Source organism: Enterobacter sp. UCD-UG_FMILLET (assembly GCF_000762975.1).
Classification (GTDB): domain Bacteria; phylum Pseudomonadota; class Gammaproteobacteria; order Enterobacterales; family Enterobacteriaceae; genus Enterobacter; species Enterobacter dykesii.
In genome coordinates this window covers 1-20,398 of record NZ_JRJC01000014.1, presented here as the reverse complement: position 1 = coordinate 20,398, position 20,398 = coordinate 1, and the positions used below count along the sequence as shown (strand labels likewise).

At 54.1% G+C, this 20,398-nt stretch carries 17 protein-coding genes and 2 tRNA genes; 18 read left to right on the top strand and 1 reads right to left on the bottom strand.

Going from position 1 to position 20,398, the window contains the following annotated elements:
• Nucleotides 1-15 precede the first annotated feature (15 nt).
• From ftsH to LA04_RS06555, 5 genes are all read left to right on the top strand, one after another.
• Nucleotides 16-1,950 (top strand): ATP-dependent zinc metalloprotease FtsH, encoded by a 1,935-nt coding sequence (gene ftsH, locus LA04_RS06575; RefSeq protein WP_010436002.1) that lies wholly within the window; start codon nucleotides 16-18, stop codon nucleotides 1,948-1,950.
• A gap of 98 nt (nucleotides 1,951-2,048) precedes the next feature.
• Nucleotides 2,049-2,897 (top strand): dihydropteroate synthase, encoded by an 849-nt coding sequence (gene folP / locus LA04_RS06570; RefSeq protein ID WP_047650924.1) that lies wholly within the window; start codon nucleotides 2,049-2,051, stop codon nucleotides 2,895-2,897.
• On the top strand, nucleotides 2,890-4,227 hold the full coding sequence (glmM, locus tag LA04_RS06565) for a phosphoglucosamine mutase (protein WP_023309339.1): 1,338 nt from the start codon (nucleotides 2,890-2,892) through the stop codon (nucleotides 4,225-4,227). Before folP ends, glmM begins: the two co-directional genes overlap by 8 nt.
• A 223-nt stretch (nucleotides 4,228-4,450) precedes the next feature.
• Entirely contained in the window at nucleotides 4,451-4,783 is a 333-nt protein-coding gene (secG, locus tag LA04_RS06560) for a preprotein translocase subunit SecG (protein ID WP_023333590.1), read from the top strand.
• Between the two features lie 9 nt (nucleotides 4,784-4,792).
• A tRNA-Leu gene (locus tag LA04_RS06555) sits at nucleotides 4,793-4,879 on the top strand.
• 153 nt (nucleotides 4,880-5,032) lie between these two features.
• Here LA04_RS06555 and argG read toward each other — a convergent pair.
• Nucleotides 5,033-6,379 carry an argininosuccinate synthase gene (gene argG / locus LA04_RS06550; RefSeq protein WP_023309336.1) on the bottom strand — a complete coding sequence of 449 codons (1,347 nt, stop codon included), beginning with the start codon at nucleotides 6,377-6,379 and terminating at the stop codon, nucleotides 5,033-5,035.
• A gap of 287 nt (nucleotides 6,380-6,666) precedes the next feature.
• Here argG and LA04_RS06545 point away from each other — a divergent pair.
• From LA04_RS06545 to LA04_RS23395, 13 genes are all read left to right on the top strand, one after another.
• Nucleotides 6,667-6,743: transfer RNA gene (locus tag LA04_RS06545), tRNA-Met, on the top strand.
• Nucleotides 6,744-6,950: 207 nt separating this feature from the next.
• Nucleotides 6,951-7,403: a ribosome maturation factor RimP gene (gene rimP / locus LA04_RS06540; protein ID WP_014833432.1), complete on the top strand. Its 453-nt coding sequence runs from the start codon at nucleotides 6,951-6,953 to the stop codon at nucleotides 7,401-7,403.
• A 28-nt stretch (nucleotides 7,404-7,431) separates the two neighbouring features.
• On the top strand, nucleotides 7,432-8,934 hold the full coding sequence (nusA, locus tag LA04_RS06535) for a transcription termination factor NusA (protein ID WP_029739628.1): 1,503 nt from the start codon (nucleotides 7,432-7,434) through the stop codon (nucleotides 8,932-8,934).
• A gap of 24 nt (nucleotides 8,935-8,958) precedes the next feature.
• Nucleotides 8,959-11,646, top strand: a complete 2,688-nt coding sequence (gene infB, locus LA04_RS06530; RefSeq protein WP_047650922.1) for a translation initiation factor IF-2 — start codon at nucleotides 8,959-8,961, stop codon at nucleotides 11,644-11,646.
• Nucleotides 11,647-11,736: 90 nt separating this feature from the next.
• Nucleotides 11,737-12,141 (top strand): 30S ribosome-binding factor RbfA, encoded by a 405-nt coding sequence (gene rbfA, locus LA04_RS06525; protein ID WP_003024988.1) that lies wholly within the window; start codon nucleotides 11,737-11,739, stop codon nucleotides 12,139-12,141.
• On the top strand, nucleotides 12,141-12,851 hold the full coding sequence (locus LA04_RS06520) for a tRNA pseudouridine synthase B (RefSeq protein WP_047650921.1): 711 nt from the start codon (nucleotides 12,141-12,143) through the stop codon (nucleotides 12,849-12,851). The genes rbfA and LA04_RS06520 overlap by 1 nt, the downstream gene beginning before the upstream one ends.
• A gap of 154 nt (nucleotides 12,852-13,005) precedes the next feature.
• Entirely contained in the window at nucleotides 13,006-13,275 is a 270-nt protein-coding gene (rpsO, locus tag LA04_RS06515; protein WP_003861789.1) for a 30S ribosomal protein S15, read from the top strand.
• 242 nt (nucleotides 13,276-13,517) lie between these two features.
• Entirely contained in the window at nucleotides 13,518-15,656 is a 2,139-nt protein-coding gene (gene pnp / locus LA04_RS06510; protein WP_024906369.1) for a polyribonucleotide nucleotidyltransferase, read from the top strand.
• Between the two features lie 108 nt (nucleotides 15,657-15,764).
• A complete protein-coding gene (gene nlpI, locus LA04_RS06505; RefSeq protein WP_023309331.1) occupies nucleotides 15,765-16,649 on the top strand; it encodes a lipoprotein NlpI in 885 nt (294 codons plus the stop codon).
• A 107-nt stretch (nucleotides 16,650-16,756) separates the two neighbouring features.
• On the top strand, nucleotides 16,757-16,837 hold the full coding sequence (gene yrbN / locus LA04_RS24330) for a protein YrbN (RefSeq protein WP_097397692.1): 81 nt from the start codon (nucleotides 16,757-16,759) through the stop codon (nucleotides 16,835-16,837).
• Nucleotides 16,830-18,725 carry a DEAD/DEAH family ATP-dependent RNA helicase gene (locus LA04_RS06500; RefSeq protein ID WP_032639702.1) on the top strand — a complete coding sequence of 632 codons (1,896 nt, stop codon included), beginning with the start codon at nucleotides 16,830-16,832 and terminating at the stop codon, nucleotides 18,723-18,725. The genes yrbN and LA04_RS06500 overlap by 8 nt, the downstream gene beginning before the upstream one ends.
• Before the next feature lie 142 nt (nucleotides 18,726-18,867).
• Entirely contained in the window at nucleotides 18,868-20,112 is a 1,245-nt protein-coding gene (mtr, locus tag LA04_RS06495) for a tryptophan permease (protein ID WP_047650972.1), read from the top strand.
• Between the two features lie 127 nt (nucleotides 20,113-20,239).
• Nucleotides 20,240-20,398 (top strand): helix-turn-helix domain-containing protein (locus tag LA04_RS23395; protein ID WP_442854765.1); only part of this gene is annotated, 159 nt, incomplete at its 3' end.

The window sequence follows — 20,398 nt, the reverse complement described above, 5'->3', positions numbered from 1 at the left end:
AATCCCTTGAGTGACATGGCGAAAAACCTAATACTCTGGCTGGTCATTGCCGTTGTGCTGATGTCAGTATTCCAGAGCTTTGGGCCCAGCGAGTCGAATGGCCGCAAGGTGGATTATTCTACCTTCCTGCAGGAGGTCAATCAGGACCAGGTTCGCGAAGCGCGTATCAACGGACGTGAGATCAACGTTACCAAGAAAGATAGTAACCGTTACACGACTTACATCCCGGTGAATGATCCTAAGCTGCTTGATAACCTTCTGACCAAAAACGTCAAGGTAGTTGGCGAGCCGCCAGAAGAACCAAGCCTGCTGGCTTCTATCTTCATTTCCTGGTTCCCGATGCTGCTTCTTATTGGCGTCTGGATCTTCTTTATGCGCCAGATGCAGGGCGGCGGTGGCAAAGGTGCCATGTCGTTCGGTAAGAGCAAGGCGCGTATGCTGACGGAAGACCAGATCAAGACCACCTTCGCTGACGTCGCCGGTTGTGACGAAGCGAAAGAAGAGGTAGGTGAACTGGTTGAATACCTGCGTGAACCGAGCCGTTTCCAGAAACTGGGCGGTAAGATCCCGAAAGGCGTGCTGATGGTTGGCCCTCCGGGTACCGGTAAAACCCTGCTGGCGAAAGCCATTGCGGGTGAAGCGAAGGTGCCGTTCTTTACTATTTCAGGTTCTGACTTCGTTGAAATGTTCGTGGGTGTCGGTGCATCTCGTGTGCGTGACATGTTTGAGCAGGCCAAGAAGGCAGCACCGTGCATTATCTTCATCGATGAAATCGACGCCGTAGGCCGCCAGCGTGGCGCAGGTCTGGGCGGTGGTCACGATGAACGTGAACAGACGCTGAACCAGATGCTGGTTGAGATGGACGGCTTCGAAGGTAACGAAGGTATCATCGTTATCGCGGCGACTAACCGTCCGGACGTACTTGACCCTGCGCTGCTGCGTCCAGGCCGTTTCGACCGTCAGGTTGTTGTGGGTCTGCCGGACGTTCGCGGTCGTGAACAGATTCTGAAAGTTCACATGCGTCGCGTACCGCTGGCGCCAGATATCGATGCGGCAATCATTGCGCGCGGTACTCCTGGCTTCTCCGGTGCGGACCTGGCGAACCTGGTCAACGAAGCTGCTCTGTTTGCCGCTCGCGGTAACAAGCGCGTCGTATCTATGGTGGAGTTTGAGAAAGCGAAAGACAAAATCATGATGGGTGCGGAACGTCGCTCCATGGTGATGACGGAAGCGCAGAAAGAGTCCACGGCATACCACGAAGCGGGTCACGCGATTATCGGTCGCCTCGTGCCGGAACATGATCCGGTGCATAAAGTGACGATTATTCCGCGCGGGCGTGCGCTGGGTGTGACTTTCTTCCTGCCTGAAGGCGACGCGATCAGCGCCAGCCGTCAGAAGCTGGAAAGCCAGATTTCGACCCTGTACGGCGGTCGTCTGGCAGAAGAAATTATCTACGGTGTGGAACATGTTTCTACCGGTGCGTCCAACGACATTAAAGTTGCGACAAACCTGGCGCGTAACATGGTGACGCAGTGGGGCTTCTCCGACAAACTCGGTCCGCTGCTGTATGCAGAGGAAGAGGGTGAAGTATTCCTGGGCCGTTCTGTGGCTAAAGCGAAACATATGTCCGATGAGACGGCACGTATCATCGACCAGGAAGTAAAATCTCTGGTAGAGCGTAACTACGCACGTGCACGCCAGATCCTGAACGACAATATGGACATCCTGCATTCGATGAAAGATGCGCTCATGAAATATGAGACCATCGATGCACCGCAGATTGACGACCTGATGGCGCGCCGCGAAGTACGTCCGCCAGCAGGCTGGGAAGACCCAGGTGCTTCCAATAATTCTGACAACAATGGCACCCCGCGTGCGCCGCGTCCGGTTGATGAACCGCGTACGCCAAATCCGGGCAACACCATGTCAGAACAGTTGGGCGATAAGTAAGCCACTGCTGTTGAAGCGTTTGTCTGTACCTCAAACCCTGGAGCTTGCTCCGGGGTTTTTCATTTCTGTTTAACGATATAGATACCAGGGATTTCGCAATGAAATTATTCGCTCAGGACTCGCATCTCGATCTTTCACATCCCCATGTGATGGGGATCCTGAATGTTACCCCTGACTCTTTCTCTGACGGCGGCACGCATAACACGCTTATCGAGGCGGTTAAGCACGCGAATTTAATGATTAATGCGGGTGCCACCATTATTGACGTGGGCGGCGAATCGACGCGTCCTGGTGCGGCGGACGTGTCTGTGGAAGAAGAGCTGGCGCGCGTGGTGCCGGTGGTTGAAGCTATCGCGCAGCGGTTTGAGGTATGGATCTCCGTTGATACCTCTAAACCCGAAGTGATCCGTGAAGTGGCGAGAGTGGGCGCTCACATTATCAATGATATTCGCTCGCTCACTGAGCCTGGCGCCCTTGAAGCCGCGGCAGAGACCGGGTTACCGGTATGCCTGATGCACATGCAGGGTCAACCAAAAACCATGCAGGAAGCACCGAGGTATGACGATGTCTTTGCCGACGTGAATCGCTTCTTTATTGAGCATATTGCACGCTGTGAACGTGCAGGTATCCCAAAAGAGAAATTGCTGCTCGACCCGGGGTTCGGTTTCGGTAAAAATCTCTCCCACAATTATGCGTTGCTTGCGCGCCTGTCGGAATTCCATCATTTTGGCCTGCCGTTACTGGTGGGGATGTCGAGAAAGTCGATGATTGGGCAGTTGCTGAACGTGGGGCCGAGCGAACGCCTGAGCGGCAGCCTGGCCTGCGCAGTGATTGCGGCGATGCAGGGTGCGCACATTATTCGTGTCCATGACGTCAAAGAAACAGTAGAAGCCATGCGTGTGGTGGAAGCCACACTGGCAGCGAAGGAAAACAAACGCTATGAGTAATCGTAAGTATTTTGGTACCGATGGTATCCGTGGGCGTGTAGGCGATGCTCCCATCACCCCTGATTTTGTCCTGAAGCTCGGCTGGGCTGCTGGCAAAGTGCTGGCGCGTCATGGTTCCCGTAAGATCATTATCGGTAAAGATACCCGTATTTCCGGCTATATGCTGGAGTCCGCGCTGGAAGCGGGTTTGGCGGCGGCTGGACTGTCCGCGTCCTTTACGGGCCCGATGCCGACACCTGCAGTCGCGTATCTGACGCGTACCTTCCGTGCGGAAGCGGGGATTGTCATTTCAGCTTCTCACAACCCGTTCTACGACAACGGCATTAAATTCTTCTCCATTGACGGCACCAAGCTCCCGGATGACGTGGAAGAAGCTATTGAAGCCGAAATGGAAAAAGAGATCACCTGTGTTGATTCCGCAGAGCTGGGTAAAGCGAACCGTATCGTTGATGCGGCGGGCCGTTATATCGAATTCTGTAAAGGCACCTTCCCGAATGAGCTGAGCCTGGCTCACCTCAAAATTGTGGTGGACTGTGCTAATGGCGCGACCTATCACATCGCCCCGAATGTCTTCCGCGAACTGGGTGCGAAAGTCATCACTATTGGCTGCGAGCCGGATGGTCTGAACATTAACGAGCAGGTGGGGGCAACTGACGTTCGTGCCCTGCAGGCGCGTGTTCTGGCAGAGAAAGCCGACCTGGGTATTGCGCTGGACGGCGACGGTGACCGCGTGATCATGGTCGACCACGAAGGTAACAAGGTCGACGGCGATCAAATCCTCTACATCATTGCCCGTGAGGGCCTGCGTCAGGGTCAGCTGCGCGGTGGTGCGGTGGGCACGCTGATGAGTAACATGGGCCTGGAACTGGCGCTGAAACAGCTCGGTATTCCGTTTGTCCGCGCGAAAGTGGGTGACCGCTATGTGCTGGAAAAACTGCAGGAGAAGGGCTGGCGCATCGGCGCAGAAAACTCGGGTCACGTGATCCTGCTTGATAAAACCACCACCGGTGACGGTATCGTGGCCGCGCTGCAGGTGGTTGCCGCAATGGCGCGCAACCATATGAGCCTGCACGATCTGTGCAGCGGCATGAAAATGTTCCCACAGATTCTTGTCAACGTACGCTTCACTGCCGGTAAAGGCGATCCGCTGGAAAACGAGAACGTCAAAGCGGTGATGGCTGACGTTGAAGCGGCCCTGGGCAATCGTGGACGCGTGCTGCTGCGTAAGTCCGGTACCGAACCGCTGATCCGCGTGATGGTAGAAGGCGAAGACGAAGCGCAGGTTACCGAATTTGCGCACCGTATTGCGGATGCTGTTAAAGCTGCATAATCGTGCACGCTAAATGTATAAAAAGGCGGCTTTTGTCGCCTTTGTTTTAAGCAATTAATGGCTTTTTGCTGTTTTTTTCCGCAGTTGATACAATGCGTCAAAAATGCCCTTGCGAAGGTCATTCGCTTTGGTTAGTATTCACACCCGCTTCAGTGGGAAACAAAAATCCTGCTAATTGGTCGAAGCATTGGTATGCGGCAAATCCGCAAGGAACAGGTTGATTATGTACGAAGCTCTTTTAGTTATTTTCCTTATTGTAGCCATCGCTCTCGTAGCGCTGATCATGCTGCAGCAAGGTAAAGGCGCTGATATGGGAGCCTCCTTCGGAGCAGGCGCTTCCGGTACGCTGTTCGGTTCAAGTGGTTCTGCGAACTTCATGACCCGCACAACGGCGATTCTGGCTACGCTGTTCTTCATCATCAGCCTTGTGCTTGGCAATATCAACAGCAACAAGACCAGCAAAGGAAGCGAGTGGGAAAATCTGAGCGCGCCAGCGAAAACTGAGCAGACTCAGCCAGCTGCACCGGCTAAGCCGACCAGCGATATCCCGCACTAAGTATTCTGTACCGAGGTGGTGGAATTGGTAGACACGCTACCTTGAGGTGGTAGTGCCCTAACGGGCTTGTGGGTTCGAGTCCCATCCTCGGTACCAATATTCCAGAAGAAAGACGTCGAAAGGCGTCTTTTTTTTCGTTTGTAGATTGTGTGTGGCGGGCAAAGTGGTGGATGGCGTTGTGCTTATCGGCCCGACAAAAGCCCACAAAAAAGGCGTCCATAGGACGCCTTTTGCACGTTATATCAGCGATTACTTCTTATCGCTGTGCTCCAGGTTTTCAACCTGCGGCAGACCGTTACCGGAATTCGCGGAGAGCAGGCCATTCTCAACATAGTTGAACAGCTTCTCGCGGGTATCGGTGATGTCCAGGTTACGCATAGTCAGCTGACCGATACGATCGTCCGGCGAGAACACGGATTCACCTTTCTCCATGGTCAGACGCTCTGCTTTATAGGTCAGGTTGTCAGACACGGTGTTCAGGATGGAGTAGTCGTTACCGCGACGCAGTTCCAGCGTTACTTCACCGGTGATCGCGCTTGCCACCCAACGCTGCAGCGCATCGCGCAGCATCAGTGCCTGTGGATCGAACCAGCGACCCTGATACAGCAGTTTACCCAGCTGACGGCCATGAGAGTGATACTGCTCGATGGTATCTTCGTTGTGAATGCCGGTCAGCAGACGCTCGTAAGCGATGTGCAGCAGCGCCATTCCCGGGGCTTCATAGATGCCACGGCTTTTCGCTTCGATAATACGGTTTTCAATCTGATCGCTCATACCCAGACCGTGACGACCGCCAATACGGTTCGCTTCCAGCATCAGCTCAACATCATCAGAGAAGGTTTTACCGTTCAGCGCAACCGGATGGCCGCGTTCGAAACGTACGGTCACTTCTTCAGCCTGGATTTTGACGTTCTCGTCCCAGAACTTCACGCCCATGATCGGGTTAACGATCTTCACGCTGGAGTTCAGGAATTCCAGGTCTTTCGCTTCGTGCGTCGCACCCAGCATGTTGGAGTCAGTGGAGTAAGCTTTCTCGACAGACATCTTATAGTCGAAACCGCAGGCGATCATAAACTCGGACATCTCATGACGGCCACCCAGCTCGTCGATGAAGTCGGTATCCAGCCACGGCTTGTAGATCTGCAGTTCGGCGTTGGTCAGCAGGCCATAACGATAGAAACGCTCAATATCGTTGCCTTTATAGGTACTGCCGTCACCCCAGATGTTGACGCCGTCTTCTTTCATCGCCGCAACCAGCATGGTGCCGGTGACCGCACGGCCCAGCGGGGTGGTGTTGAAATAGGTCAGGCCGCCGGTGGTGTTATGGAACGCACCGCACTGAATAGCCGCGATACCTTCAGCGACCAGTTGCTTACGGCAGTCAATCAGGCGCGCGTTCTCTGCACCATACTCTTTAGCGCGACGAGGAATGGCATCGTAGTCGTCCTCATCCGGCTGGCCCAGGTTCGCAGTATAGGCGTACGGAACCGCTCCCTTCTGGCGCATCCACAGCAGTGCAGCGCTGGTATCCAGGCCGCCTGAGAAAGCGATGCCAATACGTTGTCCTACCGGAAGATGCTTGAGAATCGTCGTCATAGAATAAAACCCTGCTTGATTGACTGATTAGAGACCGCTTTCGCTCTCTTGTGCATTTTTATGCAAAATAAGTGAGTATTCATTTAATCATCTTTTGGCGAAGACCGGAAGAGAGTCGTGCGTTTTTTGTAAAAATTTTGGTCAAATCGATCTGGCGGAAGTCGCCTTGACAGGTGGGGTCAACTATCAATATACTAAACGCCGATTTTACGTCCCGTCTTCGGTACCAAATCCCAGCATTATTTGCAAATTCTGTCCAAAACGCGTAGAATTTGCCACGTTTCAGGCGCGGGGTGGAGCAGCCTGGTAGCTCGTCGGGCTCATAACCCGAAGGTCGTCGGTTCAAATCCGGCCCCCGCAACCACTTTCCCATAAAGTTCTTTTTCAAATATACTGTGAAGACTTAGAGCCTTCGTAGCTGGATTTGAAAAAATTCTTTCGGAAAGTGCTCCAGGCCACAGTTGTGGCTATAGGGTTCAGTTATCTAAAGCCCCGATTTATCGGGGTTTTTTGTTATCTGACTACAGAATAACTGGGCTTTACGCCCTTTTTTTATGTCTTGGGGGTGGGCTTGTCCACATTAGAGCAAAAATTAACAGAGATGATTACTGCACCGGTCGAAGCACTGGGCTACGAACTGGTCGGCATCGAATTCGTTCGCGGCCGTACATCGACGCTGCGCATCTATATTGATAGTGAAGATGGCATCAATGTTGATGATTGTGCTGATGTCAGCCACCAGGTGAGTGCGGTTCTTGATGTTGAAGACCCGATTACCGTTGCGTACAACCTGGAAGTTTCCTCACCTGGCCTCGATCGCCCGATGTTCACGGCCGAGCACTATGTGCGCTTTACCGGTGAAGAAGTGGCTCTCGTTCTGCGTATGGCCGTACAGAACCGCCGTAAATGGCAGGGAATTATCAAAGCCGTTGATGGTGAAATGATCACGGTGACAGTCGAAGGCAAAGATGAAGTGTTCGCGCTGAGTAATATCCAGAAGGCGAACCTGGTTCCCCACTTTTAACAGTCTGGATTGAGGTGAAAAGCCCGCGATGAACAAAGAAATTTTGGCTGTTGTTGAAGCCGTCTCCAACGAGAAATCACTGCCGCGTGAGAAGATTTTCGAAGCGCTGGAAAGTGCCCTGGCTACAGCAACCAAGAAAAAATACGAACAAGAGATCGATGTTCGCGTAGAAATCGATCGTAAAAGCGGTGACTTCGATACATTCCGTCGTTGGGTAATCGTTGAAGAAGTGACCCAGCCGACCAAAGAGATCACGCTGGAAGCCGCCCGTTTTGAAGACGAAAGTCTGAACGTGGGCGAGTACGTTGAAGATCAGATTGAATCTGTCACCTTCGACCGTATCACGACCCAGACCGCTAAACAGGTTATCGTGCAGAAAGTGCGCGAAGCCGAGCGCGCGCTGGTTGTCGATCAGTTCCGCGATCAGGAAGGCGAAATCATCACCGGCGTGGTGAAGAAAGTGAACCGCGACAACATCTCCCTGGAGATCAAATCCGAAGGATTACCGGGTAACGCTGAAGCCGTTATCCTGCGTGAAGATATGCTGCCGCGTGAAAACTTCCGCCCAGGCGACCGTATTCGCGGTGTTCTGTACGCCGTTCGCCCTGAAGCGCGTGGTGCACAGCTGTTCGTGACCCGTTCTAAACCAGAAATGCTGGTAGAACTGTTCCGTATCGAAGTACCGGAAATCGGTGAAGAAGTTATCGAGATTAAAGCGGCGGCTCGCGATCCGGGCTCCCGTGCGAAAATTGCGGTGAAAACCAACGACAAGCGTATCGACCCGGTCGGTGCTTGCGTCGGTATGCGCGGTGCGCGCGTTCAGGCAGTTTCTACTGAGCTGGGCGGCGAACGTATTGATATCGTTCTGTGGGATGACAACCCGGCGCAGTTCGTGATCAACGCAATGGCTCCAGCTGATGTGGCGTCTATCGTTGTTGACGAAGACAAACACACCATGGATATCGCTGTTGAAGCGGGCAACCTGGCGCAGGCAATCGGCCGTAACGGTCAGAACGTACGCCTGGCGTCACAGCTGAGCGGCTGGGAACTCAACGTAATGACCGTTGATGACCTGCAGGCTAAGCATCAGGCTGAAGCCCATGCGGCGATCGATACCTTCACTAAATACCTGGATATTGACGAAGATTTCGCCACTGTTCTGGTTGAAGAAGGTTTCTCTACGCTGGAAGAACTGGCCTATGTGCCAATGAAAGAGCTGCTGGAAATTGACGGTCTGGATGAACCAACCGTTGAAGCCCTGCGTGAACGCGCTAAAAACGCACTGACCACCCTGGCACTGGCTCAGGAAGAAAGCCTTGGCGACAAAAAGCCGGCTGATGACCTGCTGAATCTGGAAGGTCTTGATCGTGCGATTGCGTTCAAGCTGGCTGCCCGTGGTGTTTGTACGCTGGAAGATCTCGCTGAGCAAGGCGTTGATGACCTGGCTGATATCGAAGGTTTAACCGACGAGAAAGCCGGCGAGCTCATCATGGCCGCACGTAATATTTGCTGGTTCGGCGACGAAGCGTAATAAACTGTAGCAGGAAGGAACAGCATGACTGATGTAACTGTAAAATCGCTGGCTGCTGAGATTCAGACCTCCGTGGACCGCCTGGTACAGCAATTTGCTGATGCAGGGATCCCGAAGTCCGCTGATGACTCGGTGACCGCGCAAGAAAAACAAACCTTGTTAACGCACCTGAACCGTGAACACGGTTCTACGCCTGACAAGTTAACGCTGCAGCGCAAAACGCGTAGCACGTTAAACATCCCTGGTACCGGTGGCAAAAGCAAATCGGTCCAAATTGAAGTCCGCAAGACGCGCACCTTTGTAAAACGTGATCCGCAAGAGGCAGAACGCCTTGCCGCGGAAGAGCAGGCACAGCGTGAAGCGGAAGAACAAGCTCAGCGTGAGGCGGAAGCTGCCGCCAAACGTGAAGCAGAATTAAAAGCTGAACGTGAGGCCGCAGAAAAAGCGAAACGCGACGCAAGTGATAAAGTGAAGCGTGACGCTGCGGAAAAAGACAAAGTGAGCAATCAACAGACAGACGAAATGACCAAAACTGCCCAGGCTGAAAAAGCCCGCCGTGAAAATGAAGCTGCCGAGCTGAAGCGTAAAGCGGAAGAAGAAGCCCGCCGTAAGCTGGAAGAAGAAGCTCGCCGCGTCGCCGAAGAAGCGCGCCGCATGGCAGAAGAAAACGAGAAGAATGGTGTGAATACCGTTGAGCCGACTGAAGACACCAGCGACTATCACGTGACCACTTCTCAGCATGCGCGTCAGGCTGAAGATGATAACGACCGTGAAGTTGAAGGCGGTCGTGGTCGTGGCCGTAATGCAAAAGCTGCGCGTCCGGCGAAAAAAGGTAACAAGCACGCTGAATCTAAAGCTGACCGTGAAGAAGCACGCGCTGCTATTCGCGGCGGTAAAGGCGGCAAGCGTAAAGGTTCTGCTCTGCAGCAGGGCTTCCAGAAGCCAGCTCAGGCGGTTAACCGTGACGTCGTGATTGGCGAAACCATCACCGTTGGCGAACTGGCGAACAAAATGGCGGTTAAAGGCTCTCAGGTCATCAAAGCGATGATGAAGCTGGGCGCCATGGCGACCATCAACCAGGTGATCGATCAGGAAACTGCACAGCTGGTTGCGGAAGAGATGGGCCACAAAGTTATCCTGCGTCGTGAAAACGAGCTGGAAGAAGCAGTGATGAGCGACCGTGATACTGGCGCTGCGGCTGAACCGCGTGCACCGGTTGTGACCATCATGGGTCACGTTGACCACGGTAAAACCTCTCTGCTTGACTACATTCGTTCTACTAAGGTTGCCTCTGGTGAAGCGGGTGGTATTACCCAGCACATCGGTGCATACCACGTAGAAACTGACAACGGTATGATCACCTTCCTGGATACTCCGGGCCACGCCGCGTTTACCTCAATGCGTGCTCGTGGTGCTCAGGCGACGGATATCGTTGTTCTGGTTGTTGCGGCGGACGACGGCGTCATGCCTCAGACCATCGAAGCTATCCAGCACGCGAAAGCAGCAGGTGTGCCGGTTGTGGTTGCAGTTAACAAGATCGATAAGCCAGAAGCGGATCCAGATCGTGTTAAAAACGAACTTTCCCAGTACGGTATTCTGCCGGAAGAGTGGGGCGGCGAAAGCCAGTTCGTACACGTGTCTGCGAAAGCGGGTACCGGTATCGACGAACTGCTGGACGCGATCCTGCTGCAGGCCGAAGTTCTGGAGCTGAAAGCCATCCGTAACGGTATGGCGAGCGGTGCGGTGATCGAATCCTTCCTGGATAAAGGACGTGGCCCGGTTGCTACCGTTCTGGTTCGTGAAGGTACACTGCATAAAGGCGATATCGTTCTGTGCGGTTTCGAATACGGTCGCGTCCGTGCGATGCGTAACGAACTGGGCCAGGAGGTACTGGAAGCAGGTCCGTCCATTCCTGTTGAAATCCTGGGTCTGTCCGGAGTTCCGGCTGCCGGTGACGAAGTGACCGTTGTGCGTGACGAGAAGAAAGCGCGTGAAGTTGCGCTGTATCGTCAGGGCAAATTCCGTGAAGTTAAACTGGCTCGTCAGCAGAAATCTAAACTCGAGAACATGTTTGCCAACATGACCGAGGGCGAAGTTCACGAAGTGAACATCGTTCTGAAAGCTGACGTTCAGGGTTCTGTGGAAGCGATCTCCGACTCCTTGCTGAAACTGTCTACCGACGAAGTGAAAGTGAAGATCATCGGTTCTGGCGTAGGTGGTATCACCGAAACCGACGCGACCCTGGCTGCTGCCTCCAACGCTATCCTGGTTGGCTTCAACGTTCGTGCGGATGCATCTGCGCGTAAAGTAATTGAAGCCGAAAGCCTGGATCTGCGTTACTACTCCGTCATCTATAACCTGATCGACGAAGTGAAAGCAGCGATGAGCGGCATGCTGTCTCCTGAGCTGAAACAGCAGATCATCGGTCTGGCTGAAGTACGTGACGTGTTCAAATCACCGAAATTCGGTGCGATCGCGGGCTGTATGGTTACCGAAGGTAACATCAAGCGTCACAACCCAATCCGCGTACTGCGTGACAACGTGGTTATCTACGAAGGCGAGCTGGAATCCCTGCGCCGCTTCAAAGATGACGTTAACGAAGTCCGTAACGGCATGGAATGTGGTATCGGCGTGAAGAACTACAACGACGTTCGCGTTGGCGATATGATCGAAGTGTTCGAGATCATCGAAATTCAGCGTACCATCGCTTAATTACCGATTGTAAGCCGGGATCGCCTCGCGCCACCCGGCAATAATTTTAAAAAGGGGCTTTTAGCCCCTTTTTTGTCTGGAGAATTTATTATGGCGAAAGAATTTGGTCGCCCTCAGCGCGTAGCGCAGGAAATGCAGAAAGAGATCGCACTCATTCTGCAACGTGAAATTAAAGACCCGCGCGTCGGCATGATGACCACCGTTTCCGGTGTCGAAATGTCCCGCGATTTGGCCTATGCAAAAGTGTTCGTCACCTTCCTGAACGATCAGGACGAAGCGGCAGTGAAAAACGGCATTAAAGCGCTGCAGGAAGCCTCTGGTTTCATCCGCTCCCTGCTTGGCAAAGCGATGCGCCTGCGTATCGTGCCTGAACTGACCTTCTTCTACGACAACTCGCTGGTCGAAGGTATGCGTATGTCCAACCTGGTGACCAGCGTGGTTAAACATGACGACGAGCGTCGTGTTAACCCGGCGGACGACAGCAAGGAGGACTAATGAGTCGTCCTCGTCGTCGCGGTCGCGACGTGCATGGTGTGCTGCTGCTGGATAAACCCCAGGGCGCTTCCAGCAACGACGTGCTGCAAAAAGTTAAGCGTATTTATAACGCCAACCGTGCGGGCCACACCGGCGCGCTCGATCCGCTGGCAACCGGCATGCTGCCGGTCTGCCTGGGAGAGGCGACAAAGTTTTCCCAGTACCTGCTCGACTCCGATAAGCGCTACCGTGTGATCGCTAAGCTGGGCCAGCGCACGGATACCTCCGACGCGGATGGCCAGGTGGTGGAAGAGCGTCCGGTGACGTTCAGCGCGGAACAGCTTGATGCTGCGCTGGAGAGCTTCCGTGGGGACACGATGCGCCGCCTGGCGGTGAGCAAGTACCCAGTGGAGCGGATGGTGACCCTGGAATATCTGCGCGAGCTGGTAGAACAGGCGGAAGCGCAGGGGATTGCGCCGGCAGATTTGCTGGATCCCTTGCTTATGCCGATGGACAGTCCGGCAGCGGACTTCCCGGTTGTTAATCTTCCTTTAACATCGTCCGTTTACTTTAAGAACGGCAACCCGGTTCGTACGGCACAAGCGCCGCTGGAAGGACTGGTACGCGTGACCGAAGGTGACGAAGGGAAATTCATCGGTATGGGCGAAATGGATGGCGAAGGGCGCGTTGCGCCGCGTCGTCTGGTCGTCGAATATCCGGTCGACGCGTGACGGTGATAACGGCTCACCTTGCGATAAGCAGGGGAGACGAGTAGAATATCGCCGCTTAACGCCTGGCAAATTGTTTAACAATCTGCGGGGCGTACATGGGATTGCTGAATTAGAGATCGGCATCCTTACATTCTTTATACTTTGGAGTTTGAAAATGTCTCTAAGCGTTGAAGCTAAAGCTAAAATCGTTTCTGAGTTTGGTCGTGGTACTAACGACAGCGGTTCTACCGAAGTTCAGGTTGCACTGCTGACTGCACAGATTAACCACCTGCAGGGTCACTTTGCAGAGCACAAAAAAGATCACCACAGCCGTCGTGGTCTGCTGCGTATGGTTTCTCAGCGTCGTAAACTGCTCGACTACCTGAAACGTAAAGATGTTGCACGCTACACCGCGCTGATCGAGCGTCTGGGTCTGCGTCGCTAAGTCTTGCGAGTTTCAGAAAAGGGGGCCTGATGGCCCCTTTTTTCAACCAGACGGCAGCAATTCACTGGAAACTATTGTATTGTTGCTATAAATGATCTTCATTGCAGAGGTTCGCGCGGCTAATGAGAGGCTTCACCCATGGGGGTGTTGGTTGTCATTAGTCGCGAGGATGCGAAGAAGGTCGGGTCAAATCGACAGCACACCGGTGGTGTGCTGTCAAACATTTAAGAAAGGACAGAACTTTGCTGAATCCGATCGTTCGTAAATTCCAGTATGGTCAACATACCGTCACGCTGGAAACCGGCATGATGGCACGTCAGGCTACTGCTGCCGTCATGGTAAGCATGGATGACACTGCGGTATTCGTTACCGTTGTTGGCCAGAAAAAAGCTAAACCAGGTCAGGACTTCTTCCCGCTGACCGTTAACTACCAGGAGCGTACCTACGCTGCCGGTAAAATCCCGGGTGGTTTCTTCCGTCGTGAAGGCCGTCCAAGCGAAGGCGAAACCCTGATTGCGCGTCTGATTGACCGCCCGGTTCGTCCGCTGTTCCCAGAAGGCTTCGTTAACGAAGTACAGGTTATCGCTACCGTTGTTTCCGTTAACCCACAGGTTAACCCGGACATCGTTGCCATGATCGGCGCATCCGCTGCCCTGTCACTGTCTGGTATTCCATTCAATGGCCCAATCGGTGCCGCGCGCGTTGGCTACATCAACGACCAGTACGTGCTGAACCCAACCCAGGAAGAGCTGAAAGAAAGTAAGCTGGACCTGGTTGTTGCGGGTACTGAAGCGGCTGTGCTGATGGTTGAATCCGAAGCTGAACTGCTGAGCGAAGACCAGATGCTGGGCGCTGTGGTGTTTGGCCACGATCAGCAGCAGATCGTTATCCAGAACATCAACGACCTGGTGAAAGAAGCCGGTAAACCACGTTGGGACTGGCAGCCAGAAGCGGCAAACGACGCGCTGAACGCACGCGTTGCAGCCCTGGCAGAATCACGTCTGAGCGATGCATACCGCATCACTGACAAGCAGGAGCGTTATGCTCAGGTTGACGTGATCAAGTCTGAAACTATCGCCACCCTGGTTGCTGAAGATGAAACGCTGGACGCTAACGAACTGAGCGACATTCTGCACGCTATCGAGAAAAACGTTGTTCGTAGCCGCGTTCTGGCAGGCGAGCCGCGTATCGATGGCCGCGAAAAAGACATGATCCGTGGTCTGGATGTGCGTACTGGCGTTCTGCCACGTACTCACGGTTCAGCGCTGTTCACCCGTGGCGAAACGCAGGCGCTGGTTACCGCGACTCTGGGTACTGCACGTGATGCACAGATCATCGACGAACTGATGGGCGAGCGCACTGACAGCTTCCTGTTCCACTACAACTTCCCTCCGTACTCCGTAGGCGAAACTGGTATGGTTGGCTCGCCGAAGCGTCGTGAAATTGGTCACGGTCGTCTGGCGAAGCGCGGCGTGCTGGCAGTGATGCCAGAAGCAGACAAATTCCCGTACACCGTACGTGTGGTGTCTGAAATCACCGAATCCAACGGTTCTTCTTCCATGGCTTCCGTGTGTGGTGCCTCTCTGGCGCTGATGGATGCAGGCGTACCAATCAAAGCCGCTGTGGCTGGTATCGCTATGGGTCTGGTGAAAGAAGGCGACAACTTTGTTGTTCTGTCTGACATCCTGGGCGACGAAGACCACTTGGGCGATATGGACTTCAAAGTAGCGGGTTCCCGCGAAGGTATCTCTGCGCTGCAGATGGATATCAAAATTGAAGGTATCACCAAAGAGATCATGCAGGTTGCTCTGAACCAGGCTAAAGGTGCGCGTCTGCACATCCTGGGCGTGATGGAACAGGCGATTAACGCGCCGCGTGGCGACATTTCTCAGTTCGCTCCACGTATCCACACCATCAAGATCAATCCAGACAAGATCAAAGATGTTATCGGTAAGGGCGGTTCCGTAATCCGTGCGCTGACCGAAGAGACTGGCACCACGATCGAAATCGAAGATGACGGTACTGTGAAAATCGCAGCAACCGACGGCGAGAAAGCGAAATTCGCAATCCGTCGCATCGAAGAAATCACTGCAGAGATCGAAGTGGGCCGCGTCTACGCAGGTAAAGTGACCCGTATCGTTGACTTTGGCGCGTTCGTTGCCATCGGTGGCGGTAAAGAAGGTCTGGTTCACATCTCTCAGATCGCTGATAAGCGCGTTGAGAAAGTGACCGATTACCTGCAGATGGGTCAGGAAGTACCGGTGAAAGTTCTGGAAGTTGATCGCCAGGGCCGCATCCGTCTGAGCATTAAAGAAGCAACCGAGCAGTCTCAGCCAGCTGCTGCGCCAGAAGCACAGGCAGCAGAACAGCAAGGCGAGTAAGTTGCCATTTGCCCTCCGCTTTGCGGAGGGCCTATTATCAGGCAGGACGCCTTGTTAAGCCGCCGGGGGACAGGACGTTCATCCAATAGTTGTCTTCGGGAGTGGGAAATGAAGCCTTTTTTGCGCTGGTGTTTCGTTGCGACAGCTTTAACGCTGGCAGGATGCAGCAACTCTGCCTGGCGTAAGAGCGAAGTCCTCGCAGTGCCATTGCAACCGACTTTGCAGCAGGAAGTGATCCTGGCACGCATGGAACAAATACTTGCCAGTCGGGCTTTAACCGATGAAGAACGCGCACAGCTTTTATATGAGCGCGGAGTGTTGTATGATAGTCTCGGTCTGAGGGCATTGGCGCGAAATGATTTTTCACAAGCGCTGGCTATCCGACCTGATATGCCTGAAGTATTCAATTACTTAGGCATTTATTTAACGCAGGCAGGCAATTTTGATGCTGCCTATGAAGCGTTTGATTCTGTACTTGAGCTTGATCCAACTTACAACTACGCGCACTTGAATCGCGGTATCGCATTGTATTACGGCGGTCGTGATAAGTTAGCGCAAGATGATCTGCTGGCGTTTTATCAAGACGATCCTAATGATCCTTTCCGTAGCCTGTGGCTTTACATCGTTGAGCGGAAGCTCGATGAGAAGCAGGCAAAAGAGGCACTGAAACAGCGCTTCGATAAATCGGACAAGGAACAGTGGGGATGGAACATTGTCGAGTTCTACCTGGGCAACATTAGCGAAGCAACGCTGATGGAACGCCTCAAGGCGGACGCAACGGATAACACCTCGCTCGCTGAGCATCTCAGTGAAACCAACTTCTATTTAGGTAAGTACTACCTAAGTCTGGGGGATATGGACAGCGCTACGGCACTGTTCAAATTAGCGGTTGCTAACAACGTACACAACTTCGTTGAGCACCGTTATGCATTGTTGGAATTATCGCTCTTGGGCCAGGAGCATGACGACCTGGCAGAATCGGACCAGCAATAGCTGACGACATAAACATCAGCCCGTAATCTTTTGATTGCCATCACCTTAACTGGTGAGGGCGTTGTTGTTCGTCAATACACCTACTTTGAGCCGGTTCACACTTTTCAATGAAAATTGCTAATCATTTTCACGATGAGCTAAGTAGACTGGCCGCCATTAATATCGAGGCACTTGTACTACATGGCTGAATTCGAAACCACTTTTGCAGATCTGGGCCTGAAGGCTCCTATCCTTGAAGCCCTTAACGATCTGGGTTACGAAAAACCATCTCCGATCCAGGCTGAGTGTATCCCACACCTGCTTTCTGGTCGTGACGTGCTGGGCATGGCCCAGACTGGTAGCGGTAAAACTGCAGCATTCTCGCTGCCGCTGCTGAACAACATTGATCCGGACCTGCGTGCACCGCAGATCCTCGTCCTGGCTCCAACCCGTGAACTGGCTGTTCAGGTTGCAGAAGCCATGACGGAATTCTCTAAACACATGCGCGGCGTAAACGTGGTAGCCCTGTACGGCGGCCAGCGTTATGACGTGCAGTTACGCGCCCTGCGCCAGGGCCCACAGATTGTTGTCGGTACGCCGGGCCGTCTGCTGGATCACCTGAAGCGCGGTACTCTGGATCTCTCTAAACTGAGCGGCCTGGTACTGGATGAAGCAGATGAAATGCTGCGTATGGGCTTCATCGAAGACGTTGAAACCATCATGGCGCAGATCCCGGACGGTCATCAGACCGCGCTGTTCTCTGCCACCATGCCAGAAGCGATTCGTCGTATCACCAAGCGCTTCATGAAAGATCCTCAGGAAGTGCGTATTCAGTCCAGCGTCACCACTCGCCCGGACATCAGCCAGAGCTACTGGTCTGTGTACGGCATGCGCAAAAACGAAGCGCTGGTACGTTTCCTGGAAGCGGAAGATTTTGATGCGGCGATTATCTTCGTTCGTACCAAAAACGCGACCCTGGAAGTGGCTGAAGCCCTGGAGCGTAGCGGCTACAACAGCGCAGCGCTGAACGGCGACATGAACCAGGCCCTGCGTGAGCAGACTCTGGAGCGTCTGAAAGACGGTCGTCTGGATATCCTGATTGCAACCGACGTGGCAGCACGTGGTCTGGACGTTGAGCGTATCAGCCTGGTTGTGAACTACGATATCCCGATGGATTCCGAGTCTTACGTTCACCGTATCGGCCGTACCGGTCGTGCGGGTCGTGCTGGCCGTGCGCTGCTGTTCGTTGAGAACCGCGAGCGTCGTCTGCTGCGTAACATTGAACGCACCATGAAGCTGACCATTCCAGAAGCTGACCTGCCAAACGCAGATCTGCTGGGCAAACGCCGCCTGGAAAAATTCGCCGCGAAAGTACAGCAGCAGCTGGAAAGCAGCGATCTGGACCAGTACCGTGCGCTGCTGTCGCAGATTCAGCCTGTTGCTGAAGGCGAAGAGCTGGACATGGAAACCCTGGCTGCAGCACTGCTGAAGATGGCTCAGGGCGAACGTAGCCTGATCGTGCCACCAGATGCGCCGATGCGTCCTAAGCGTGAATTCCGTGACCGTGACGATCGCTTCGAACGTCGTGGCGACCGTAATGACCGTGGCCCACGTGGTGACCGCCCAGAGCGTGGTGGTGAAGATCGTCCACGTCGCGAGCGTCGCGACGCGGGTGATATGGAACTGTACCGCATTGAAGTGGGTCGTGATGATGGCGTTGAGGTTCGTCACATCGTTGGCGCGATCGCTAACGAAGGCGACATCAGCAGCCGTTATATCGGTAACATCAAGCTGTTCGCATCCCACTCTACCATCGAGCTGCCAAAAGGCATGCCGGGCGAAGTGCTGCAGCACTTTACGCGTACCCGCATCCTGAACAAGCCGATGAACATGCAGCTGATGGGTGATGCACAGCCACGCCCTGACCGCGGTGGTGAACGTCGTGGCGGTGGTCGCAGCTTCGGTGGCGAGCGTCGTGAAGGCGGCCGCAGCGAAGGTCGCGGTGGTGAAGGTCGTCGTTTCTCCGGCGAGCGTCGCGAAAACCGTGGTCCACGTCGTGAAGAAGGCACCAGCCGCCGTCGTTTCGGTGACGCGTAAGCCTTACGCTTCTGACGTAAAGTAAACTATACAGCCCCGATACACGCTATCGGGGCTTTTTTTATTCCTTTTGTACTCTTGTACTGGTACAGTGCGTCACATTAAAATGCAGAACCGCATGATTGACTGGAGAAAAGGCTGTATGGCGACACTAACCACCACCCAAACGTCACCTTCGCTGCTTGGCGGCGTGGTGATCATCGGCGGAACCATTATAGGTGCCGGGATGTTTTCCCTGCCTGTGGTCATGTCCGGTGCGTGGTTCTTCTGGTCGCTGGCGGCGCTGGTCTTTACCTGGTTCTGCATGCTCCATTCCGGGCTGATGATCCTCGAAGCAAACCTGAACTACCGGATTGGCTCCAGCTTCGACACCATCACCAAAGATCTGCTGGGCAAAGGCTGGAACCTGGTGAACGGGCTGTCCATCGCGTTTGTGCTCTATATCCTGACCTACGCGTACATTTCTGCGAGCGGCTCGATTCTGCATCACACCTTCTCGGAGATGTCGCTGAACGTTCCGGCGCGTCTGGCGGGACTCTGTTTTGCGCTGGCTGTGGCGTTTATCGTCTGGATGAGTACCAAAGCGGTAAGCCGCATGACGGCGATCGTATTAGGCGCGAAGGTCATCACCTTCTTCCTTACCTTCGGCAGCCTGCTGGGGCACGTGACGCCCGCCACGCTGTTTAACGTCGCCGAAGTGAACACCTCCTACACGCGGTACCTGCTGATGACGCTGCCGTTCTGTCTGGCGTCGTTCGGCTACCACGGTAACGTGCCGAGCCTGATGAAGTACTATGGCAAAGATCCCCGCACCATTGTGAAGTGTCTGGTCTACGGCACGCTGCTGGCGCTGGGTCTGTATGTGATTTGGCTGCTGGGGACGATGGGCAACATCCCGCGTCCGGAATTTATCGGCATTGCCCAGAAGGGCGGTAACATCGACGTGCTGGTGCAGGCGCTGAGCGGCGTGCTGAACAGCCGCAGCCTGGATCTGCTGCTGGTGGTTTTCTCTAACTTTGCGGTAGCGAGCTCTTTCCTCGGCGTGACGCTGGGCCTGTTTGATTACCTGGCAGATCTGTTCGGCTTTGACGACTCGGCGATGGGGCGCTTTAAAACCGCGCTGCTGACCTTCCTGCCGCCGATTGTGGGCGGCCTGCTGTGGCCGAACGGCTTCCTGTACGCCATCGGCTATGCAGGGCTGGCGGCAACTATCTGGGCGGCAATTGTGCCGGCGCTGCTGGCGCGCAAATCACGTAAACGTTTCGGTAGCCCGAAATTCCGCGTCTGGGGCGGCAAGCCGATGATTGCGCTGATCCTGGTGTTTGGCGTGGGTAACGCGGTGGTACACATATTGTCGAGCTTTAACCTGTTACCCGTGTATCAGTAAAACGAGGGGTTGAACCCCTCACCCCGGCCCTCTCCCATTGTACGGTCCGGGGACATAGTGAACACTTGTTCGGGGACATGGTAGACACTTACAACTAAGGCATAAGAACCCGTTTATGGAGTCGCTTATGCCCTGGGATGCGAGAGATACCATGTCATTACGTACTGAGTTTGTTTTGTTCGCCTCGCAGGACGGGGCGAACATCCGTTACCTCTGCCGTCACTACGGCATTTCACCTGCCACCGGCTACAAGTGGCTTCAGCGCTGGGCTCAGGAAGGCCCGTCC

Coding starts and splice junctions, on each gene's coding strand:
- ftsH (WP_010436002.1), top strand. CDS start 16: ATGGCGAAAAACCTAATACTCTGGCTGGTCATTGCCGTTGTGCTGATG.
- folP (WP_047650924.1), top strand. CDS start 2,049: ATGAAATTATTCGCTCAGGACTCGCATCTCGATCTTTCACATCCCCAT.
- glmM (WP_023309339.1), top strand. CDS start 2,890: ATGAGTAATCGTAAGTATTTTGGTACCGATGGTATCCGTGGGCGTGTA.
- secG (WP_023333590.1), top strand. CDS start 4,451: ATGTACGAAGCTCTTTTAGTTATTTTCCTTATTGTAGCCATCGCTCTC.
- argG (WP_023309336.1), bottom strand. CDS start 6,379: ATGACGACGATTCTCAAGCATCTTCCGGTAGGACAACGTATTGGCATC.
- nusA (WP_029739628.1), top strand. CDS start 7,432: ATGAACAAAGAAATTTTGGCTGTTGTTGAAGCCGTCTCCAACGAGAAA.
- infB (WP_047650922.1), top strand. CDS start 8,959: ATGACTGATGTAACTGTAAAATCGCTGGCTGCTGAGATTCAGACCTCC.
- rbfA (WP_003024988.1), top strand. CDS start 11,737: ATGGCGAAAGAATTTGGTCGCCCTCAGCGCGTAGCGCAGGAAATGCAG.
- LA04_RS06520 (WP_047650921.1), top strand. CDS start 12,141: ATGAGTCGTCCTCGTCGTCGCGGTCGCGACGTGCATGGTGTGCTGCTG.
- rpsO (WP_003861789.1), top strand. CDS start 13,006: ATGTCTCTAAGCGTTGAAGCTAAAGCTAAAATCGTTTCTGAGTTTGGT.
- nlpI (WP_023309331.1), top strand. CDS start 15,765: ATGAAGCCTTTTTTGCGCTGGTGTTTCGTTGCGACAGCTTTAACGCTG.
- yrbN (WP_097397692.1), top strand. CDS start 16,757: ATGAAAATTGCTAATCATTTTCACGATGAGCTAAGTAGACTGGCCGCC.
- LA04_RS06500 (WP_032639702.1), top strand. CDS start 16,830: ATGGCTGAATTCGAAACCACTTTTGCAGATCTGGGCCTGAAGGCTCCT.
- mtr (WP_047650972.1), top strand. CDS start 18,868: ATGGCGACACTAACCACCACCCAAACGTCACCTTCGCTGCTTGGCGGC.